Annotated in this window: 17 protein-coding genes; 4 read left to right on the top strand and 13 right to left on the bottom strand. The window is 73.5% G+C overall.

All coding sequences use genetic code 11. The features are described 5' to 3' along the window. Positions 1 to 14: 14 nt before the first annotated feature. Genes FB380_RS06970 through FB380_RS06985 form a run of 4 tightly spaced genes read right to left on the bottom strand, consistent with a single transcriptional unit; the run spans position 15 to position 4001 of the window. Positions 15 to 647: a LutC/YkgG family protein gene (locus FB380_RS06970; protein ID WP_166754438.1), complete on the bottom strand. Its 633-nt coding sequence runs from the start codon at positions 645 to 647 to the stop codon at positions 15 to 17. Positions 648 to 699: 52 nt separating this feature from the next. Continuing rightward, a complete protein-coding gene (locus tag FB380_RS06975; protein ID WP_166754439.1) occupies positions 700 to 2181 on the bottom strand; it encodes a LutB/LldF family L-lactate oxidation iron-sulfur protein in 1482 nt (493 codons plus the stop codon). Then, positions 2178 to 2951, bottom strand: coding sequence for a (Fe-S)-binding protein (locus FB380_RS25870; protein ID WP_166754440.1), 774 nt, complete (start codon positions 2949 to 2951; stop codon positions 2178 to 2180). Before FB380_RS25870 ends, FB380_RS06975 begins: the two co-directional genes overlap by 4 nt. Before the next feature lie 15 nt (positions 2952 to 2966). After that, positions 2967 to 4001, bottom strand: a complete 1035-nt coding sequence (locus FB380_RS06985) for a LacI family DNA-binding transcriptional regulator (protein ID WP_166756104.1) — start codon at positions 3999 to 4001, stop codon at positions 2967 to 2969. A gap of 99 nt (positions 4002 to 4100) precedes the next feature. Between FB380_RS06985 and FB380_RS06990 the strand changes: the two genes are divergently transcribed. From FB380_RS06990 to FB380_RS07005, 4 genes are read left to right on the top strand one after another with little or no spacing between them, the layout of a single operon-like run. Next, entirely contained in the window at positions 4101 to 4460 is a 360-nt protein-coding gene (locus tag FB380_RS06990; protein WP_166754441.1) for an L-rhamnose mutarotase, read from the top strand. Next, entirely contained in the window at positions 4457 to 5641 is a 1185-nt protein-coding gene (gene rhaI, locus FB380_RS06995) for an L-rhamnose isomerase (protein WP_229681779.1), read from the top strand. The genes FB380_RS06990 and rhaI overlap by 4 nt, the downstream gene beginning before the upstream one ends. A gap of 19 nt (positions 5642 to 5660) precedes the next feature. Next, complete coding sequence (locus FB380_RS07000; RefSeq protein WP_166754442.1) at positions 5661 to 7697, top strand: bifunctional aldolase/short-chain dehydrogenase; 2037 nt, start codon at positions 5661 to 5663, stop codon at positions 7695 to 7697. Continuing rightward, positions 7694 to 9127: a rhamnulokinase gene (locus tag FB380_RS07005; RefSeq protein WP_166754443.1), complete on the top strand. Its 1434-nt coding sequence runs from the start codon at positions 7694 to 7696 to the stop codon at positions 9125 to 9127. Before FB380_RS07000 ends, FB380_RS07005 begins: the two co-directional genes overlap by 4 nt. 32 nt (positions 9128 to 9159) lie before the next feature. Here the strand turns inward: FB380_RS07005 and FB380_RS07010 are convergent, their stop codons facing one another. The 9 genes from FB380_RS07010 to FB380_RS07050 form a co-directional block, all read right to left on the bottom strand. Then, complete coding sequence (locus FB380_RS07010; RefSeq protein ID WP_166754444.1) at positions 9160 to 10050, bottom strand: sugar phosphate isomerase/epimerase family protein; 891 nt, start codon at positions 10048 to 10050, stop codon at positions 9160 to 9162. Between the two features lie 58 nt (positions 10051 to 10108). After that, positions 10109 to 11221, bottom strand: coding sequence for an ABC transporter permease (locus FB380_RS07015; protein WP_166754445.1), 1113 nt, complete (start codon positions 11219 to 11221; stop codon positions 10109 to 10111). After that, a complete protein-coding gene (locus tag FB380_RS07020; RefSeq protein WP_166754446.1) occupies positions 11218 to 12264 on the bottom strand; it encodes an ABC transporter permease in 1047 nt (348 codons plus the stop codon). The genes FB380_RS07015 and FB380_RS07020 overlap by 4 nt, the downstream gene beginning before the upstream one ends. Then, positions 12261 to 13814 carry a sugar ABC transporter ATP-binding protein gene (locus FB380_RS07025; protein ID WP_166754447.1) on the bottom strand — a complete coding sequence of 518 codons (1554 nt, stop codon included), beginning with the start codon at positions 13812 to 13814 and terminating at the stop codon, positions 12261 to 12263. The genes FB380_RS07020 and FB380_RS07025 overlap by 4 nt, the downstream gene beginning before the upstream one ends. Before the next feature lie 88 nt (positions 13815 to 13902). Further along, on the bottom strand, positions 13903 to 14943 hold the full coding sequence (locus FB380_RS07030) for an autoinducer 2 ABC transporter substrate-binding protein (protein ID WP_166754448.1): 1041 nt from the start codon (positions 14941 to 14943) through the stop codon (positions 13903 to 13905). 124 nt (positions 14944 to 15067) lie between these two features. Beyond that, a complete protein-coding gene (locus tag FB380_RS07035) occupies positions 15068 to 15844 on the bottom strand; it encodes a DeoR/GlpR family DNA-binding transcription regulator (RefSeq protein ID WP_166754449.1) in 777 nt (258 codons plus the stop codon). A gap of 203 nt (positions 15845 to 16047) precedes the next feature. Beyond that, positions 16048 to 17043, bottom strand: a complete 996-nt coding sequence (locus FB380_RS07040) for a tripartite tricarboxylate transporter substrate binding protein (RefSeq protein ID WP_166754450.1) — start codon at positions 17041 to 17043, stop codon at positions 16048 to 16050. Positions 17044 to 17072: 29 nt separating this feature from the next. Then, complete coding sequence (locus FB380_RS07045) at positions 17073 to 17741, bottom strand: 3-oxoacid CoA-transferase subunit B (RefSeq protein WP_229681780.1); 669 nt, start codon at positions 17739 to 17741, stop codon at positions 17073 to 17075. Further along, a complete protein-coding gene (locus FB380_RS07050; RefSeq protein WP_166754451.1) occupies positions 17738 to 18406 on the bottom strand; it encodes a 3-oxoacid CoA-transferase subunit A in 669 nt (222 codons plus the stop codon). Before FB380_RS07050 ends, FB380_RS07045 begins: the two co-directional genes overlap by 4 nt.

The raw sequence follows: 18406 nt of genomic DNA on the forward strand, positions 1-18406 counted from the left end.
GCCGGCCGGCACCGTCAGCCGGCCAGCACGACCAGCAGGGTCCGCGGGCCGTGTACGCCCTCGACCCGCTGCAGCTCGATGTCGCTGGTGGCCGAGGGGCCGCTGACCATCGTGAGCGGGCGCAGCGGGTCCAGCCGGGCCAGCCCCTCGGGCACGCTGCCGACCACCTGGTCGGCGGTCACCACGCAGACCAGGCAGTCCGGCAGCAGCGAGAGCGCCCGTCGTCCGCAGGCCGGTGACCCGTCGAGGACGAGGGTGCCGGTCTCGGCGACCGCCACCGCCACCGCGGTGACCGAGGCGGCGCGGTCGGCCAGCTGCACCGCCGGCCGGTCGTCGTCGACGTCGCAGCCGGCCGGCCGCCAGTCCTCGGCCAGCCCGGGGGCGACGACGACGTCGCCGGCCGCCCACCCGTCGCCCAGCCCCTGGTCGAGGGCGGCCCGCACGGTGGCGCCTACCTCGGCCGGGGAGCAGCGCAGCACCGTGGCCCGGTAGTCCTCGACCCGGTCGACCAGCAGCTCCAGCAGCGCCGGGTCCCCGGCCGGGCGGCCGTCGGCAAGCCGGTAGTCGCGGACCACCTCGTCGGGCGTCGTCCGGTCCTCCCCGAGCGCCTGGCGGACCCGGGACAGCACCTCCTCGCGCGCGCTCACCGTCGTCCTCCTGTCGTGTTGCACGTGGAACGTCGGGACGAGCCCCGCCCGGTCACGACCCGTGCTCCCGCACCCAGGACTCCACGAAGGTCTCCTTCGGTGGGGTGGGCAGGTCGCGGCTGCGGGTCCAGCCGGAGATCGGCGGGGGCAGCGCGTTGGGCAGCGTGGGCCTCCCGCGGGCGATCAGCCGGCCGAGCCGGGATGCCCGCTGGGCCAGGTGCCACAGCCGCGGGTGCGACATGACCCTGGCCAGGCCCCGGAAGGCGACCGCCTCGGCCGTGGGCCGCTCCTGCGCCTCGACGTGCTCGGCGCGCAGGTGCACCAGGATCGAGGGGATGTCGATGGCCACCGGGCAGACGTCGTAGCAGGCGCCGCACAGCGACGAGGCGTAGGGCAGCGAGGCGTTGTCCTCGACGCCGGTCAGCATCGGGGAGAGCACTGCGCCGATCGGCCCGGGGTAGACCGAGCCGTAGGAGTGCCCGCCGGCCCGCTCGTAGACCGGGCAGACGTTCAGGCAGGCCGAGCAGCGGATGCAGTGCAGCGCCTCGCGGCCCACCTCGTCGGCCAGCACCCCGGTGCGGCCGTTGTCCAGCAGCACCAGGTGGAACTCCTGCGGCCCGTCGCCGGGGGTCACGCCGGCCCAGGTCGAGGTGTAGGGGTTCATCCGCTCGCCGGTGGAGGAGCGCGGCAGCAGCTGCAGGAACACCTCGAGGTCGCGCCAGGTGGGCACCACCTTCTCGATGCCCATCACGGTGATCAGCGTCTCCGGCAGGGTCAGGCACATCCGCCCGTTGCCCTCGCTCTCCACCACGGTGAGCGTGCCGGTCTCGGCGACGGCGAAGTTCGCGCCGCTGACCGCCACCCGGGCGCGGAGGAACCGCTCGCGCAGGTGGGTGCGGGCGGCCATCGCCAGCTGGCGGGGGTCGTCGGTGAGCTCGGGGTCGACGCCGGGGATGGTGCGGGCGAAGATCTCCCGGATCTCGGCCCGGTTCTTGTGGATCGCCGGCACCAGGATGTGCGACGGGCTGTCCTCCCCCAGCTGCACGATCAGCTCGGCGAGGTCGGTCTCGAAGACGTCGAGGCCGGCGGCCTCCAGCGCCTCGTTCAGGCCGATCTCCTGGGTGGCCATCGACTTGACCTTGACCACCTCGGACGTGCCGGTCGCCTGCACCAGCCGGGTGACGATCTCGTTGGCCTCGTTCGCGTCCCGGGCCCAGTGGACGACGCCGCCGCGGGCGGTGACCTGGCGTTCGAGCTCCTCCAGGTGCTCGTCGAGGCGGGCCATCGTGGCGGCCTTCAGCGCCCGGCCGGCCTCGCGCAGCTGCGCCCAGTCCGGCAGCTCGCCGACGACCTTGGCCCGCTTGCCGCGGATGGTGCTGGTGGCGTGCCCGAGGTTGGCCCGCAGCTGACCGTCGCGCAGGGCCCCGCGGGCGGCGTCCGGGAAGGACTGGTCGCCGCGCAGGTGGCCCACGCCGCGGGGGGCGGTGGGGAGGCCGAGGAACGTGGGCGCCTTCGGGGGCACGGTGGCGGTCATGCCGACACCGCCGGCTTCGTCGTCTGGTCGGGGGTCACGGCTTCCTCCGTCGAGGCGAGGATCTCGGCCAGGTGCACCGTGCGGGTGCCGGCCCGGAGCCGGGAGAGGCCGCCGCCGATGTGCATCAGGCAGGAGGCGTCGCCGGCGGTGCAGACCTCGGCGTGCGTGCCGAGGACGTTGGCCATCTTGTCGGTGAGCATCGCGGTCGAGGTGTCGGCGTTCTTCACCGCGAAGGTGCCGCCGAAGCCGCAGCACTGCTCGGCGCCGGGCAGCTCCACCAGCTCCAGCCCGCGCACCGCGCGCAGCAGATGCAGCGGCGCCTCGCCCACCTTCAGCAGCCGCAGCGAGTGGCAGGTCGGGTGGTAGGTGACCCGGTGCGGGTAGTAGGCGCCGACGTCGGTCACCCCCAGCACGTCGACCAGGAACTGGGACAGCTCGTAGGTGCGCCCGGCCAGCTCCTCCGCCTCCTCGGCCAGCCGGTGCTCCCCGGCCCGGCGGGCGACGGCGGCCTGCTGGTGGTGGATGGAGGCCACGCACGACCCGGACGGCGCCACGATCGCCTCCGCGCCGGCGAAGGCCCGCACGTGGTTGGCGACGATCGGCACCGCCTCCCGGCGGTAGCCGGTGTTGACGTGCATCTGCCCGCAGCAGGACTGCCCCGGCGGCACGACGACCTCGTGCCCCAGCCGTTGCAGCAGCGTGGCGGTGGCCCGGGCCACCGAGGGGGTCAGGGTGTCCACCAGGCAGGTGGCGAAGAGCGCGACCTTCACGGGCGGCTCCTCCTCTCAGCTCGCGACGGTCGGGCGGAGTCGCCGGACCATGCTGGACTCGCGGACGACGAGCGTCGGCTCGAAGACGGGTTGGTCGTGCTGGTGGCCCTCGGCTGCAGCCTCGTCCAGCAGCAGCTCCGCCGCTCGGCGGCCCAGTTCCTGGCGGGGCTTGCGGACCGAGGTCAGCGGGACGGCGGCGGCTGCGGCGTAGTCGATGTCGTCGTAGCCGACGATGGCGAGGTCGTCAGGGACCCGGACGCGGTGGCGCACCATCTCCTGGAGCACGCCCATCGCCAGCAGGTCGTTGGCGCAGACCGCGGCGGTGGGGCGCAGCCCGGCGGGGAGCCCGAGGAGACGGGCCGCCGCCTCGCGGCCGCCGGCCACGGTGAGCGTCTCCGGGGTGACCACGGTGAGGGCGTCGTCGGAGCCGGTGCCCTCGCGGACGGCGGCGACGACCCCCCGGTAGCGCTCCTGCAGCTGGGGCAGGCCGCCCGGGCCGCCGATGAACGCGATCCGGCGGTGCCCGCGTTCGAGCAGGTGGTCGGCGGCCAGCCGGCCACCGAGGACGTCGTCCACGGCCACGGCGCACTGGTCGGGACCGGGCGCGCGGCGGTCCAGCAGCACCACCGGCACACCGCGCTGCCGGAGCGTCTCGATCTGCGGGGACAGCTCCGCGGTCGGGGCGAGCACGACGCCCCGCACCCGCTGCTCGGTGAGCACCTCCAGGTGGGCGGCCTCCCTGGCCGGCTGACCGTCGGAGTTGCACAGCACCACCGACAGGCCCTGCGCGTTGGCCGCCTCCTCCACCCCGCGGGCGACGTCGGTGAAGAACGGGTTGGCGATGTCGAGGACGACCAGCCCGATCGTGCGGCTGCGGCCGGCCCGGAGGTGGCGGGCGGACTCGTTGCGCACGAAGCCCAGCGCGGTGATCGCGCTCAGCACCCGCTCCCGGGTGGCCGGGCTGACCGAGTCGGGTCGGTTGAGGACGTTGCTGACCGTGCCGACCGAGACGCCGGCGTGGACGGCGACGTCCCGGATGCTGGCGGTCAGCGCTGCCCCCTCGGTTCCCGGCCGGCCCGTTGACCGCTCGCACCCAGCATCCTACTGTGGCCCACAGCACCTGTGAATCGTTTCAGCCGAGGAGGGTCCGTGCCCCGCGTCTGCTTCACCCTCCAGGTCCGACCCGACCGGCTCGCGGAGTACCGCGAGCGGCACGCCGCCGTCTGGCCGGAGATGCTCCGCGCCCTCCGGGACGCCGGCTGGCGCGACTACCAGCTCTTCCTCCGTGACGACGGCCTGCTCGTCGGCACGGTCGTGACCGAGGACCTCGACGCCGCGCAGGCCGCCGTGGACGCCGCCGGGGTGAGCGCCCGCTGGGAGGCGGAGATGGCGCCCTTCTTCGAGACCGGGGACGGCCGCGGCAAGTCCTCCCTCGACCTCGTCTTCGACCTCGACGCCCAGCTGCGGGCCGCCGGGGAGCACACCACCACGAACGGAGAGACCCCGTGACCGACCCCCGCGCCCGAGAACTCCGCGCCCGCGCCCTCGAGGCGCTGGCCCAGCAGACGATCGAGCTGCCCTCCTGGGCGTTCGGAAACGCCGGCACCCGGTTCAAGGTCTTCAGCACCCCCGGCGTCCCCCGCGACCCGTTCGAGAAGATCAGCGACGCCGCCGTCGTCCACCGCTACACCGGGGCCGCCCCGCGGGTCTCGCTGCACATCCCGTGGGACCTGGTCGACGACTTCGGCAAGCTCGCCCAGCACGCCGCCGAGGAGGGCGTGTCGATCGGTGCGATCAACTCGAACCTGTTCCAGGCCGACGAGTACAAGCTCGGCTCGCTGACCCACGCCGACCCGGCCGTGCGGGCCAAGGCCGTGGCCCACCACGTGCAGTGCATCGACGTCATGCGGGCCACCGGCTCCACCGACCTGAAGATCTGGCTGCCCGACGGCACCAACTACCCCGGTCAGGACGACATCCGCGACCGCCAGGAGCGGCTCGCGGAGTCACTGCAGCAGATCTACGCCGAGCTCGACCCCGGGCACCGGCTGATCCTGGAGTACAAGTTCTACGAGCCGTACTTCTACACGATGGACATCCCCGACTGGGGCACCTCGCTGCTGCACTGCCTGGCCCTGGGCGAGCAGGCGAAGGTCGTGCTGGACACCGGCCACCACGCGCCGAACACCAACATCGAGTTCATCGTCGCCCAGCTGCTGCGGGTCGGCCGGCTCGGTGCCTTCGACTTCAACTCCCGCTTCTACGGGGACGACGACCTGATCGTCGGCGCGGCCGACCCGTTCCAGCTGTTCCGGATCATGAACGAGATCGTCCGGGCCGACGCGCTCCGGCCGGACTCCGGCGTCAACTTCATGCTCGACCAGTGCCACAACATCGAGGAGAAGATCCCCGGCCAGATCCGGTCGGTGATGAACGTCCAGGAGGCCACCGCGAAGGCGCTGCTGGTCGACCGCGAGGCGCTGCGGGCCGCCCAGCAGTCCGGTGACGTGCTCGGCGCCAACGGTGTGCTGATGGACGCCTACAACACCGACGTCCGCCCGCTGCTCGCCGAGCTGCGCGAGTCGAAGGGCCTGGCCGGCGACCCCTACCGGGCCTACGCCGCCTCCGGGCACCAGGAGCAGATCGCCACCGAGCGCGTCGGGGGCCAGCAGGCCTCCTGGGGCGCCTGAACAACTGGAGGACGACGAGATGACGAACCCCGTGGTCAGTGACCTGCTCGCCCGCAGCAACCGCCTCGGCGCGGACCCGCGGAACACCAACTACGCCGGCGGCAACACCTCCGCCGCCGGCACCGACACCGACCCGGTCACCGGGCAGCCGGTCGAGCTGCTCTGGGTGAAGGGCTCCGGCGGCGACCTCGGCACGCTCACCGAGCCCGGCCTGGCGGTGCTGCGGCTGGACCGGCTGCGCTCGCTGGTCGACGTCTACCCCGGCGTCGACCGGGAGGACGAGATGGTCGCCGCCTTCGACCACTGCGCGTTCGGCCGCGGCGGGGCCGCGCCCTCGATCGACACCGCGATGCACGGGCTGGTCCGCGCCGCGCACGTCGACCACCTGCACCCCGACTCCGGCATCGCCCTGGCCACCGCGGCCGACGGCGAGGCGCTGACCCGGGAGTGCTTCGGCGACCGGGTGGTCTGGGTGCCGTGGCGCCGTCCCGGCTTCCAGCTCGGCCTGGACATCGCCGCCATCGCCGAGAAGAACCCGCAGGCCATCGGCGCCGTCCTGGGCGGGCACGGGATCACCGCCTGGGCCGACACCAGCGAGCAGTGCGAGGCCAACAGCCTGGAGATCATCCGGACGGCGGAGCAGTTCCTCACCGACCGCGGCCGTCCGCAGCCCTTCGGCGCCCCGCTGCCCGGGTACGAGGCGCTGCCGGAGGCCGAGCGCCGGGCACGGGCGGCGGCGCTGCTGCCCGTCGTCCGTGGGCTGGCCAGCACCGACAAGCCGCAGGTCGGGCACTACACCGACACCGACGTGGTGCTGGACTTCCTGGCGTCGAGCGAGCACCCGCGGCTGGCCGCGCTGGGCACCTCCTGCCCCGACCACTTCCTGCGCACCAAGGTGCGTCCGCTGGTGGTCGACCTGCCGGCGTCCGCCCCGGTCGAGGACGTCGTCGCCCGGCTCGAGGAGCTGCACGAGGCCTACCGCGCCGACTACGCGGCCTACTACGACCGGCACGCGAGCCCGGACTCCCCGCCGATGCGCGGCGCGGACCCGGCGATCGTGCTGGTGCCCGGCGTCGGGATGTTCAGCTTCGGCGCCAACAAGCAGACCGCCCGGGTCGCCGGTGAGTTCTACGTCAACGCGATCAACGTGATGCGCGGCGCCGAGGCGGTGTCGACCTACGCCCCGATCGACGAGAGCGAGAAGTTCCGGATCGAGTACTGGGCGCTGGAGGAGGCCAAGCTCGCCCGGATGCCGAAGCCCAAGCCGCTGGCCACCCGGGTCGCGCTGGTCACCGGCGCGGCCAGCGGGATCGGCAAGGCCATCGCCCAGCGGCTGGCCGCCGAGGGCGCCTGCGTCGTCGTCGCCGACCTCGACCTGGCCAAGGCCACCGAGGCCGCCGCGGAGATCGGCTCGGCCGACGTCGCGGTGGGCGTGGCCGCCGACGTGAGCGACGCGGAGGCGGTGGCCGCGGCGTTCCGGGCGGCCGTGCTCGCCTTCGGCGGGGTCGACCTGGTGGTCAACAACGCCGGGCTGTCGATCTCCAAGCCGCTGCTGGAGACCACCGAGCAGGACTGGGACCTGCAGCACGACGTGATGGCCAAGGGCTCGTTCCTGGTCTCCCGCGAGGCGGCCCGGATCATGATCGAGCAGGGGATGGGCGGCGACGTCGTCTACATCTCCAGCAAGAACTCCGTCTTCGCCGGCCCGAGCAACATCGCCTACTCCTCGACCAAGGCCGACCAGGCCCACCAGGTGCGGCTGCTGGCCGCCGAGCTCGGTGAGCACCAGATCCGGGTCAACGGGATCAACCCCGACGGCGTCGTCCGCGGGTCGGGGATCTTCGCCGGCGGCTGGGGTGCCAAGCGGGCCGCGGTCTACGGCGTGCCGGAGGAGGAGCTGGGCCAGTTCTACGCCCAGCGCACCCTGCTCAAGCGCGAGGTGCTGCCCGACCACGTCGCCGACGCCGTGTTCGCGCTGACCGGCGGGGACCTCACCCGGACGACGGGCCTGCACGTCCCGGTCGACTCCGGCGTGGCCGCCGCGTTCCTGCGATGAGCCTGCACGCCGCCGTCGACTTCGGCGCCTCCAGCGGCCGGGTCATGCTCGGCGCCGTCGGCACCGACCATCTGGAGCTCACCGAGGCCGCCCGCTTCCGGAACGGGGCGGTCCTGGTGCCGCGGGAACGTGGTGCCGCCCTGTACTGGGACATGGTGGGCCTGTGGCGGGAGTCCCTGACCGGGCTGCAGCGGGTCGCCGAGCTGGCCCGGGCCGCGGGGGAGCCGGTGGCGAGCGTGGGGGTCGCGACGTGGGCGGTGGACTACGGGCTCCTGGACGGCGACGGCACGCTGCTCGCCGCGCCCCGGTCCTACCGTGACGCCCGGACCGACGGCGTCGCCGAGCGGCTGCACCAGCGGGTGCCGGCCGCGGAGCTCTACCGCCGCAACGGCCTGCAGCACCTGCCGTTCACCACGGTCTACCAGCTCCTGGCCGAGCAGGAGGAGTCGTTGCTGGCCTCGGCGCGGAGCCTGCTGCTGCTGCCGGACCTGGTCGGCTGGTGGCTGTCCGGGCACCGGGGGGCGGAGTCGACCAACGTCTCCACCACCGGGCTGGCCGACGTGCACACCGGCCGCTGGGCGCCGGACCTGGTCGAGCTGGCCGGGATCGACCCGGCCCTGCTGGCCCCGGAGCACGACCCGGGCGTCGTCCTGGCCGGGCTGCGGCCCGAGGTCGAGGAGAGCACCGGCCTGGACGGCGCCCGGCTGGTGGCCGTGGGCAGCCACGACACGGCGTCCGCGGTCGTCGGGGTGCCGGCCGCCGACGAGCGGTTCGCCTACGTCGTGTGCGGCACCTGGTCGCTGGTCGGGGTGGAGCTGGAGGAGCCCGTGCTCACCGAGGCGAGCCTGGCCTCGGGGTTCACCAACGAGCGGGGCGTCGACGGGCGGATCCGTTACCTGCACAACGTGATGGGGCTGTGGGTCCTGCAGGGCTGCCTGGCCGACTGGGGCCTGGACAGCACGGGCCTCCCGCCGCTGCTCGCCGCGGCCGGCGACCTGCCGGCCGGTGGGCCGGTCATCGACGTGGACGACCCGGTGTTCCTGCACCCGGGACCGATGGTCAGCCGGGTGCAGCGGGCCTGCGAGGCCGCCGGGCAGCCGGTGCCGACCGAGCGGCCGGCCGTGGTCCGGTGCGTGCTGGACAGCCTGGCCGGCGCGTTCGCGCGGGCGGTCGAGGACGCGGTGCGGCTGTCCGGCCGGGACGTCGACGTGGTCCACGTCGTCGGCGGTGGAGCGCAGAACGCCCTGCTGTGCCAGCTCACCGCCGACGCCTGCGGGCGGCCGGTGCTGGCCGGCCCGGTGGAGGCGACCGCGCTGGGCAACGTGCTGGTCCAGGCCCGGGCCGCCGGCACGGTCACCGGTGGGCTGGAGGACCTGCGGGCGCTGGTGGCGAAGACGGCGGAGCTGGTCCGGTACGTCCCGGGGCGCTGAGCCCCGCCCCGAGGGCGGGGCTCAGGCCCGCGTCAGCCCTGTGCCCCGCCCCGCCGGGCCGCCGCCTCGGCCAGCCCGGCCTTGGTGAACGCCAGCGCGTCCCGGGCCAGGGCGTGGTTGTCGGTCCACAGGTTGCGCCAGATCGCCAGGTCGTTGGAGAGCGTCCGGTGCACGACCTCGGAGGAGAACGACTCGAAGGTGGCGATCCCCTCGTAGCCGACCTCGTCGAGGGCGCCGAAGAACTCCGGCCACGGGATGGAGCCGGTGCCCAGCGCGCCGCGGTGGGACTCCCCGATGTGGACGTAGCCGAGCCGCCCGGCCGCCGAGGCCGCCCGCACCGCCTCGGTGAACGAGTGCTCCTCGATGTTCATGTGGTACGTGTCCAGGTGCGCCATCACGTTGGGCCGGTCGACCACGGCGATGAAGTCCAGCGTCTCCTGGGTGGTGTTGATGATGTTGGTCTCGTACCGGTTGCAGAACTCCAGGGCGACGGTGATGCCCGACTCGGCCGCCTTGTCCGCCAGCCAGGCGATCGTCTCCTGGGAGTTGGCGCGGCCCCGTTCGGTCGCCGGGGCGTCGTACTTGCCGAGCTTGGAGTACAGCACCCCGCACAGGGTGGTGCCGCCGCTGTCGCGCAGGACGCCCAGCGCGGCGGCCAGCCGCTCCCGGCCGCGGGCCACCACCGCCGGGTCCTCGCTGGACACGTCGGTGTCCGCGCTCAGGCCCAGCGAGGCGCTCACCCGCAGCCCGTGCTCCTGCAGCAGCCCGGCGGTCATGTCCGCGTCGAACCCGCTGGGGTCGATCGGGGCGATCTCGATCAGGTCGTAGCCGGCCTCGGCGGTGGCGGCGATGGCGCGGCGCGCCTCCTCCGGCGTCCAGCTGCCGGTCCAGACCAGGGCGTGCACACCGTGGGTGACGGTCATGGGGTCCTCTCTCCGTGCCCCGGTCCCGGGGCACTGTCAGGCGGTGGGGGCTGCGGAGCTAGGACGTCCCGCCGTAGCGCCGGTTGGCGAACCCGTTGAGCAGGGCGGCGAAGACGAGCACGAAGCCCAGCGCGAAGAGCTGGAACTGGGTGCCGGCGTTGCCCGGGACGGCGAGCAGGATCCCGGCGTTGAGCCACACGATCAGCAGCGTGGCCAGCACCACCCCGGCGACCCGGCCGATGCCGCCGGTGATCGCCACCCCGCCGAGGACGGCGATGGTGATCGCCGGCAGGGCCATCCCGTTGCCGGCCACGCCGGCGTCCGGCCGGGCGGAGGCGAACTGGGCCACGGTGTAGACGGCGACCAGCCCGGACAGCGCGCCGGCCCCGACGTAGGCCAGGAAGCGGGTGCGGCGGACGTCGATCCCGGTCCACTCGGCCGCGACGTCGTTGGTGCCGATCGCGTAGAGCCGGCGGCCGTAGGTGGTGCGGGCCATCACCAGCCAGATCACGACCACCGCCGGGACCAGGTAGGTGAACACCCCGAGCGGGACCGCCGGCACGGCGTCGGGCAGGAACGGGACCTCCACCGCCCGCGCGGTGGAGTACAGCTCCTGGATGGGGCGGGCGTTGATCGGCTGCTGGTCGTTGATCACCAGGGCCAGCGAGCTGAACGCGTAGTAGGTCGCCAGGGTGGTGATCAGCGCCGGGAAGCGCAGGTAGGCGACGAGGACGCCGTTGAGCGCGCCGCACAGCGCGCCGAACGCCACGGCCAGCACCAGGGACGGGAACAGCGACCAGCCCCACTCGCCGTAGGCGAAGCCGAAGACCATCCCGGTCAGCGAGACGATCGCGCCGACCGACAGGTCGATGCCGCCCCGGCCGGAGGTGATCACCAGCAGCTCGGCCAGCCCGAGCAGCACCAGCGGCACGGCGTTGATCAGCGTCGCGGCCAGGTAGGAGCTGTCGTAGGGCGCGCTGAGGTAGTTGTTGCCGCTCAGCGTCGTCATCGTGATCAGCACGGCCACGAGCAGGACGACCAGCAGCGCGATGCGCTGGGTCAGCAGGATCCGCAGCAGCCGGGCGGGCAGGCCCTCCGGCCGGTCGGTGGCGGCGCCGGGCTGCTGCTTCTCCGGTGCCGGAGCCGGGGGAGGGGTGGTCGAGGTGGTCATGAGGCGCTCCTGGTGCGCTCCCGGAGGAGGTCGGCCCCGACGGCGACGATGATGAACACACCGACGAACAGGGAGGACAGCTGCGTGGGCCAGCCGAGCTGGGTGACCCCGGTGGCCACGGTCTGGACGAGCAGCGCGCCGAGCACCGTGCCCAGCACGGAGCCGCGGCCCCCGGTGATCGACGTCCCGCCGATCACGACCGCGGCGATCACCGCCAGCTCCAGGCCGGACCCGACGTTCGCGGCCAGGCTCGAGGTGCCCTGGGCGAGCACGAAGCAGGCCGCCAGCCCGGCGAGCAGGCCGGTGACCACGTAGGCCGACAGCACCCGGGCGCGGACCGCCACACCGGCCAGCCGGGCGGCGTTCGCGTCGCCGCCGACGGCGTAGAAGTGCCGGCCACCCGCGGTGTGCCGCAGGTACCACCAGGCCAGCGCGGCGATCACGATGGTGATCAGGAAGGCGTGCGGGACGCCGAGGGTGCGCCCGGCGTCCCCGCGGCCGAAGAAGGCCAGGGTGCGGGGGATGCCCTCGACGGTCGAGGAGCCGAAGATCTGCAGCCCGATGAACCGGAACAGGTTCAGCGTGCCGAAGGTGATGATGATCGCGTGCACCCGGCCGTAGGCGATCAGCACGCCGTTGACCAGGCCGAGGACCCCGCCGACCGCGATGGACAGCGGGACCGCCAGCACCAGCGGCAGGCCGCTGTCCACCATGGTCTGGGCGGTGATCACCGAGGCGACCATGACGATGCTGCCGACGGAGACGTCGATCCCGCCGGTGATGATCACGATCGTCATGCCGACGCCGATCAGCGCGATCGGGGTGGTCGCCACCAGCAGCGGGACGATCGAGCCGGCGGTGAAGAACGCCGGCGTCGTCAGGCTCAGCACCAGCCACAGCAGCGCGATGACGACGATGAGCACCGTCTCCTGGCTGGTGACCGGCGGCGGCAGCACCCGGCCGCGCGCCCGGCCGGCTCCGCCCCCGCCGGAGGCCGCGGTGCTCCCGGCTCCGCCGGGCGGGGTGAGCGTCGAGTTGCTCATGCGGGGACTCCCGTCTGGTCGGGCCGGGACGCGGTCGCGGGCCCGGGTTCGTCGCCGGCGGCGGCGGTCAGCACGTCGACCTGGTCGGCGTTGGGACCGAACTCCACCGTGGTGGTGCCGGCGCGGACCACCTGGATGCGGTCGGCGATCCGGATGGCCTCCAGCAGGTCGGAGGTGACGATCAGGACGGCCACGCCGTCGTCGGCGAGCTGGGTGATCAGCCGGTGGATCTCCTCCTTGGCCCCGACGTCGACCCCCTGGGTCGGCTCGGCGAGCACCAGGACCTGGGGCTTGTCGACCAGCTGACGGGCCAGCACGACCTTCTGGGCGTTGCCGCCGGAGAGCGCCGCGACCGGCGTCCGCTCACTGGGCGTCTTCACCGCGAGCCGGTCGATCATCGACCGGGCGACGGTGGTCTCCCGGCGGCGGTCCAGCCAGACCCCGAAGCGGGACAGCAGGCCCAGGTGGCCGGCGGAGATGTTGAAGGAGATGGGCTGGAAGGAGAACAGCCCCTGCTCCTTGCGGTTGGCCGGCAGCAGCGCGATGCCCAGCTGCTTCGCCCCCCGCGGCGAACGCGGGTGCACCTCGGTGCCCTCGACCAGGATCGCGCCCTCGGTGGCCCGGTCCATGCCGTAGACCGTCGCGCCGATCTCGGCGACGCCGGAGCCGACCAGCCCGTAGAGGGCGACGATCTCCCCCGCCCGGACCTGGACGTCGACGTCGTGGAAGCGGCCGGTGAGCCCCAGGCCGCGCAGCTCCAGGCGGGGGTCGCCGGTGGGGACGTCGCGCTCGGGCCGCTCGTCCTCGATGGCCCCGCCCACCATCATCTCCACGATCTGCCGGACCGAGAGGTCGCCGATCGGGTGGGTCCCGATGGTGCGGCCGTCCCGCATCACCGTGACCTCGTCGGCGATCCGGAACAGCTCGTCGAGCCGGTGGGAGATGTAGATGATCGCGACGCCGGCCTCGGTGAGCCGGCGGATCACCCCGAACAGCACCTCGACCTCGCGGTCGGTCAGGATCGCCGAGGGCTCGTCCAGGATCAGCACCCGCGCCTCGCCGGCCAGCGCCTTGGCGATGTAGACCTGCTGCTTCTGGGCGATGGAGTGCGTGCCGACGGCGGTGGTCGCGTGCTCGGCGGGCAGGCCGATCAGCTCCAGCAGCTCGGTGACCCGGGCGTTCTGCGCCGCCCAGTCCACCCGCCCGCCCCGGGTGATCTCCCGGCCCAGGAAGACGTTCTCGGCGACGGTGAGCTCGTCGAAGAGCTGGGGTTCCTGGTAGACGGTGGCGATGCCCAGGGCCATCGCGTCGGTGGTCGAGGTGATCGACACCTGCTCCCCGTCGAACTCGATGGTCCCGGCGTCGGGGCGCTCGGCGCCCGCGAGGATCTTGATCAGCGTCGACTTCCCGGCGCCGTTCTCCCCGACCAGGGCGTGCACGGTGCCCGGCCGGACGACCATGTCGGCGTGCTCGATGGCGTGGACGGCGCCGAACCGCTTGGCGATGCCCTGGACCGCCAGCCGCGGCGGGGTCGCACTCTGTTCGGTCATGACCTGGGGACCTCCGTGGTCGGGGTGACCGGGGTGCGGGGGACGGGCGGACCGGGCCGGCCCGTCCCCCGCACTGAGCCCGGAGGGATCAGTAGTCGTACTCGCCGACGTTGTCGGCGGTCAGCACGAGCGGGTCACCGAGCAGCAGCACGCCGCTCTCCTCGTCGTAGGTGACGCCCTCGATGCCGGGGACCTCCGGCGACGCCGCGATCTCCTCGCCGGCGGCGAGCTGGGTGCCTGCCCAGGCGGTCAGCCCACCGAGGGCCTCGACGTCCCAGAGCACGCTGGCCGCGGCCGAGCCGTCCTCCAGGTAGGGCGCCATCGAGTTCGGCGTCCCCAGCCCGACGGTCTGGACCTGGCCGATCTTCCCGGCGTCCCGGACCGCCTGGGCGACACCGGGCGCCGACGAGGTGCACTCCCCGACCAGACCGGTCAGCGACGGGTCGGAGTTCATCAGGTCGGTCGCCATCTGGGTGGCCACGGTCTGGTCCTCACCGGCGTAGACGACGTCGGTGATCTCCGCGTCGGGGTACTGGGAGGCGGTGTACTCCCGCTGCACCTCGATCCAGGAGTTGAGGTTCTCCGCCGTCTCCCCGCAGGAGACGATCGCGTAGCGACCCGAGCCGCCCATGGCCTCCATGAGCTGGTCGGTCAGGGTCTGGCCGATCCCCTCGGTGGAGGCCTGGTTGACGAAGACCTCGCGGACGGAGTCGGGGGCGTCGGTGTCGGTGGTGGCCACGGCGATCCCCGCGTCGGCGGCCTGCTGGAGCAGCGGGGCCATCGAGTCGGGGTCGTTGGGGGCCACGAACAGCACGTCGACGCCCTGCTGGATGTAGGAGCGGACGATGTCGGCCTGGGCCGCGGCGTCGGCCTCGACCGGGCCCTGGTAGAGCCACTCGCAGCCGAGCTCCTCGCAGGCCTCCTGCCCGCCGGTGTTCATGGCCTCGAAGTAGGGGATGCCCTGCAGCTTCGGCACGAAGGCGATCGTCGGCTGGTCGCTGCCGCCACCGCTGTCCCCGCCGCCGCTGTCGCTGGTGGCGGAGCCACCACTGCCCTCCCCGCAGCCGGCGAGCACCAGCGATGCCGCGGCGATTCCGGCCGCGAGGGTCGTGTACCGGTGTGCTCTCATGCTCACTCCTTGGTGCGGCGGGCGTACCCGCGGTGGACCGTCCCCGGGTTCGGGGACGGGTTCCGGGCAGTGCCGGGACGGGACGGGCCGGCCGGTGGCCGCCCGGTCGCCGGGATCGGTCGGCTCACGAGGCGTCGTCCAGTCCGACGACGTGCACCCGGGTGCCGGCGGCGGTGATCGACGCGACGGCCGCCGGGTCCACCCCGGAGTCGGTGTAGACGGCGGTGAGCCGCTCGATGGGGACGCAGGGGTGGATGGAGAAGCTGCCGAACTTCGACGAGTCGATGAGGCCGTAGACCTCACGGCAGGCGTTGGCCAGGTACTTCTTCGCCTGCGCCTCCTCCCCGGCCAGGTCCAGCAGCCCGTGGTGCGCGGTGATGCTGTGCGCACCGAGGAACCCGCGGTCGATCGGGCCGCGGCCGACGAGCACGTCGCCCACCAGCCCGACCAGGGAGCGCGCGGACCGCCGCACCACCCCGCCGGGCAGGAGCACGTTGGCGTCGGTGCGCTCGCACAGCAGGGTGGCGATCGGCAGGCTGTTGGTCACCACGACCAGGCCGCGCCGGTCCAGCAGCTGGTTGGCCAGGTAGTGGCAGGTGGTCGAGGAGTCCAGGGCGATGACGTCGCCGTCGCGGACCAGCGGGGCGACGGCGTAGGCGATCGCCTCCTTCTCCGCCCGGTGGTGCCGGAGCCGGGTGTCGAAGGTGCCCTCGTCGGCCGGCCGGGTGGCGACGGCACCGCCGCGGACCCGCCGCAGCGCCGAGCGCTGCTCGAGCGACTCGAGGTCCTTGCGGATCGTGACGGTGGAGACCCCGAGCTGGCTGGCGAGGGTCCGGACGAGGACCCGGCCGTCGGACTCGAGCCGGGACAGGATGGCCTCGGAGCGGGTGATCTCGTCCATCGGGCCCTGCCCTCCGCCGACCGCTGTGTCAGATGAGGTGGGTCATCCTGTGACCCACGTCTCGGACCTAAGCGGAACGGCAAGGGAGGGACAAAGCACGAAAAGGTAACGAAGGTCGCAGCGCTGCCAATCGAAAGCGGCGGGCTTGTCGATCATCACCGGCGGCGACGAGGCCGCCACGCGACCGGGGTCCTGCGCGCGGCTCAGCCGCCGAGGATCGGCTCGTACACCTCCTGGGTGCGGTCGAGCAGCTGCTGGAACTCCTCCGCGCCCTGGAACTCCCCGGGCAGGTAGTCCTCGCCGATCTGCTCGACGACCGCCGGGTCCTCCGACGCCGTCCGCAGCGCGTCCTCCAGCTCGGTGACGATCTCCTCGGGCAGCTCGCCGGGCCCGATCAGGCCGAACGTCGACCCGGACAGCGTCAGCTCCGGGAACCCGGAGTCGGCCAGGGTGGGGGTGTCCGGCAGCCAGGGCAGCGGCTCGGCGGAGGAGACCGCCAGCGGGCGGAACTGGCCGGCGTCGATGTTGGCGGTGACGTCGGAGGAGGCGTTGATCAGCACCGCGTCGACGTTGCCGCCGAGCAGGGCGGTGGTCATCTCCGCGTTGCCGTTGAACGGCACCGCGGTGACCTCGACGTCGTACTCGTCGGCCAGCCGCTGCAGCTCGATCGCCTGCGGGGTGGAGGCGCCCGGGGTGCCCACGTTCAGCGTGCCGGGCTGCCCTTGCGCAGCGGCGAAGAACTCCTCGGCGGTGGCGTACGGGGAGTCCGCGCCCACCGCGAGCACCGATGGCACCTCGGTCATGACCCCGATCGGCGTCACGTCGTCCTTGGTGTAGCCGACCTCGTTGGCCAGCGGCGTGACCACCAGCGTGCCGGCGGTGGCCAGGGAGAGCGTGTGGCCGTCGGGGTCGGCGCCGATCAGCTCCTGGGTCGCGAGCGCCCCCGAGCCACCGGGCAGGTTCTCCACCACCACGGTCTGTCCCAGCTGCTCCTCCAGGGATGCGCCGTAGGCGCGGGCGGCCAGGTCCGTGGGCCCGCCGGCGCCGTAGGGCACCAGCAGCCGGATCTCCTCGGTCGGGTACTCCGCGGCCGCGTCGGCGGAGTCGGCCGGGTCGGCCGCCTCCTCCCCGCCGCATGCGGTGAGCAGGCCGAGAGCGGTGCAGGCAGCCAGGGCGCGGGCGGTGCGGGACAGGGGCATCGTTGCCTCCGGTGGTGGGGCGGGACGGGTCAGTGCGGGTCGAGCTCGCCGACGTCGTCGGCGAAGGTGAGCCGGGCGGCGGTGACCGACTGCAGCTCCGTGCGGGTGAGCCCCGGGGCCATCTCCCGCACGACCAGCCCCGCGGGGCCGACGTCGAGGACGGCGAGGTCGGTGTAGACCCGGTCGACCACGCCGGCGGCGGTGAGCGGGTAGCTGCACCGGGGCAGCAGCTTGGGGCGGCCGTCCCGGGTGGTGTGCGTGGTCATCACCAGCACCCGCTTGGCGCCCACGGCCAGGTCCATCGCCCCGCCGACGGCGGGCGGCATGGTGGCCAGGTCGGTGATCCAGTTGGCCAGGTCGCCGGTCTCGGAGACCTGGAAGGCGCCGAGCACGGAGATGTCGATGTGCCCGCCGCGCATCATCACGAAGGCGTCGGTGTGGTGGAAGTACGAGCCCCCGGGCAGCAGGGTCACCGGCTGCTTGCCGGCGTTGATCAGCTCCCGGTCCTCCTCGCCGGGCGCCGGGGCCGGTCCCATCCCCAGGATCCCGTTCTCGCTGTGGTAGACGACCTCCTTGTCCGGCCCCACCACGTCGCCGACCAGGATCGGCATGCCGATGCCGAGGTTGACGTAGGCGCCGTCCGGGATGTCCCGGGCCACCCGCCGGGCCACGGCCACGTCGCTCAGCGGGCTGATCACGACGCCGCCACCTCGACCACCCGGTCGACGAAGATCCCGGGCGTCACCACCGTCTCGGGGTCCAGCTCGCCGAGCTCGACGAACTCCTCTACCTGCACCACCGTGAGCGCGGCCGCGGTGGCCATCGTGGGGCCGTAGTTCCGGGCCGCCTTGCGGTAGACGAGGTTGCCCCAGCGGTCGGCCCGGTGGGCCTTGACCAGCGCGACGTCGCCGGGCAGCGGGTGCTCGAACACGTGCGGCCGGCCGCCGATGGTGCGCACCTCCTTGCCCTCGGCCAGCAGGGTGTCCGCGCCGGTCGGGGTGAAGAACCCGCCCAGCCCGGCGCCGGCGGCGCGCATCCGCTCGCTCAGCGTCCCCTGCGGCACCAGCTCCAGGCCGATCTCCCCGGCCCGCCACAGCTCCTCGAACCAGATCGAGCCCATCGACCGGGGGTAGGAGCAGACGACGGTCCGCACCCGCCGCTCCCGGATCAGCGCCGCGACGTCGCTCTCCCCCGCCCCGGCGTTGTTGGTCACCACGGTCAGGTCGCGGGCCCCCTGGTCGAGCAGCGCGTGCACCAGCTCCACCGGGACGCCGGAGTCGCCGAAGCCGCCGATCAGCACGGTGGCGCCGTCGGTGATCCCGGCGACCGCGTCGGCGAGGGACGCCACCCGCTTGTCGATCAC

The sequence above is a fragment of the Modestobacter marinus genome (assembly GCF_011758655.1).
In the GTDB taxonomy this organism is placed as follows: Bacteria; Actinomycetota; Actinomycetes; order Mycobacteriales; family Geodermatophilaceae; genus Modestobacter; species Modestobacter marinus.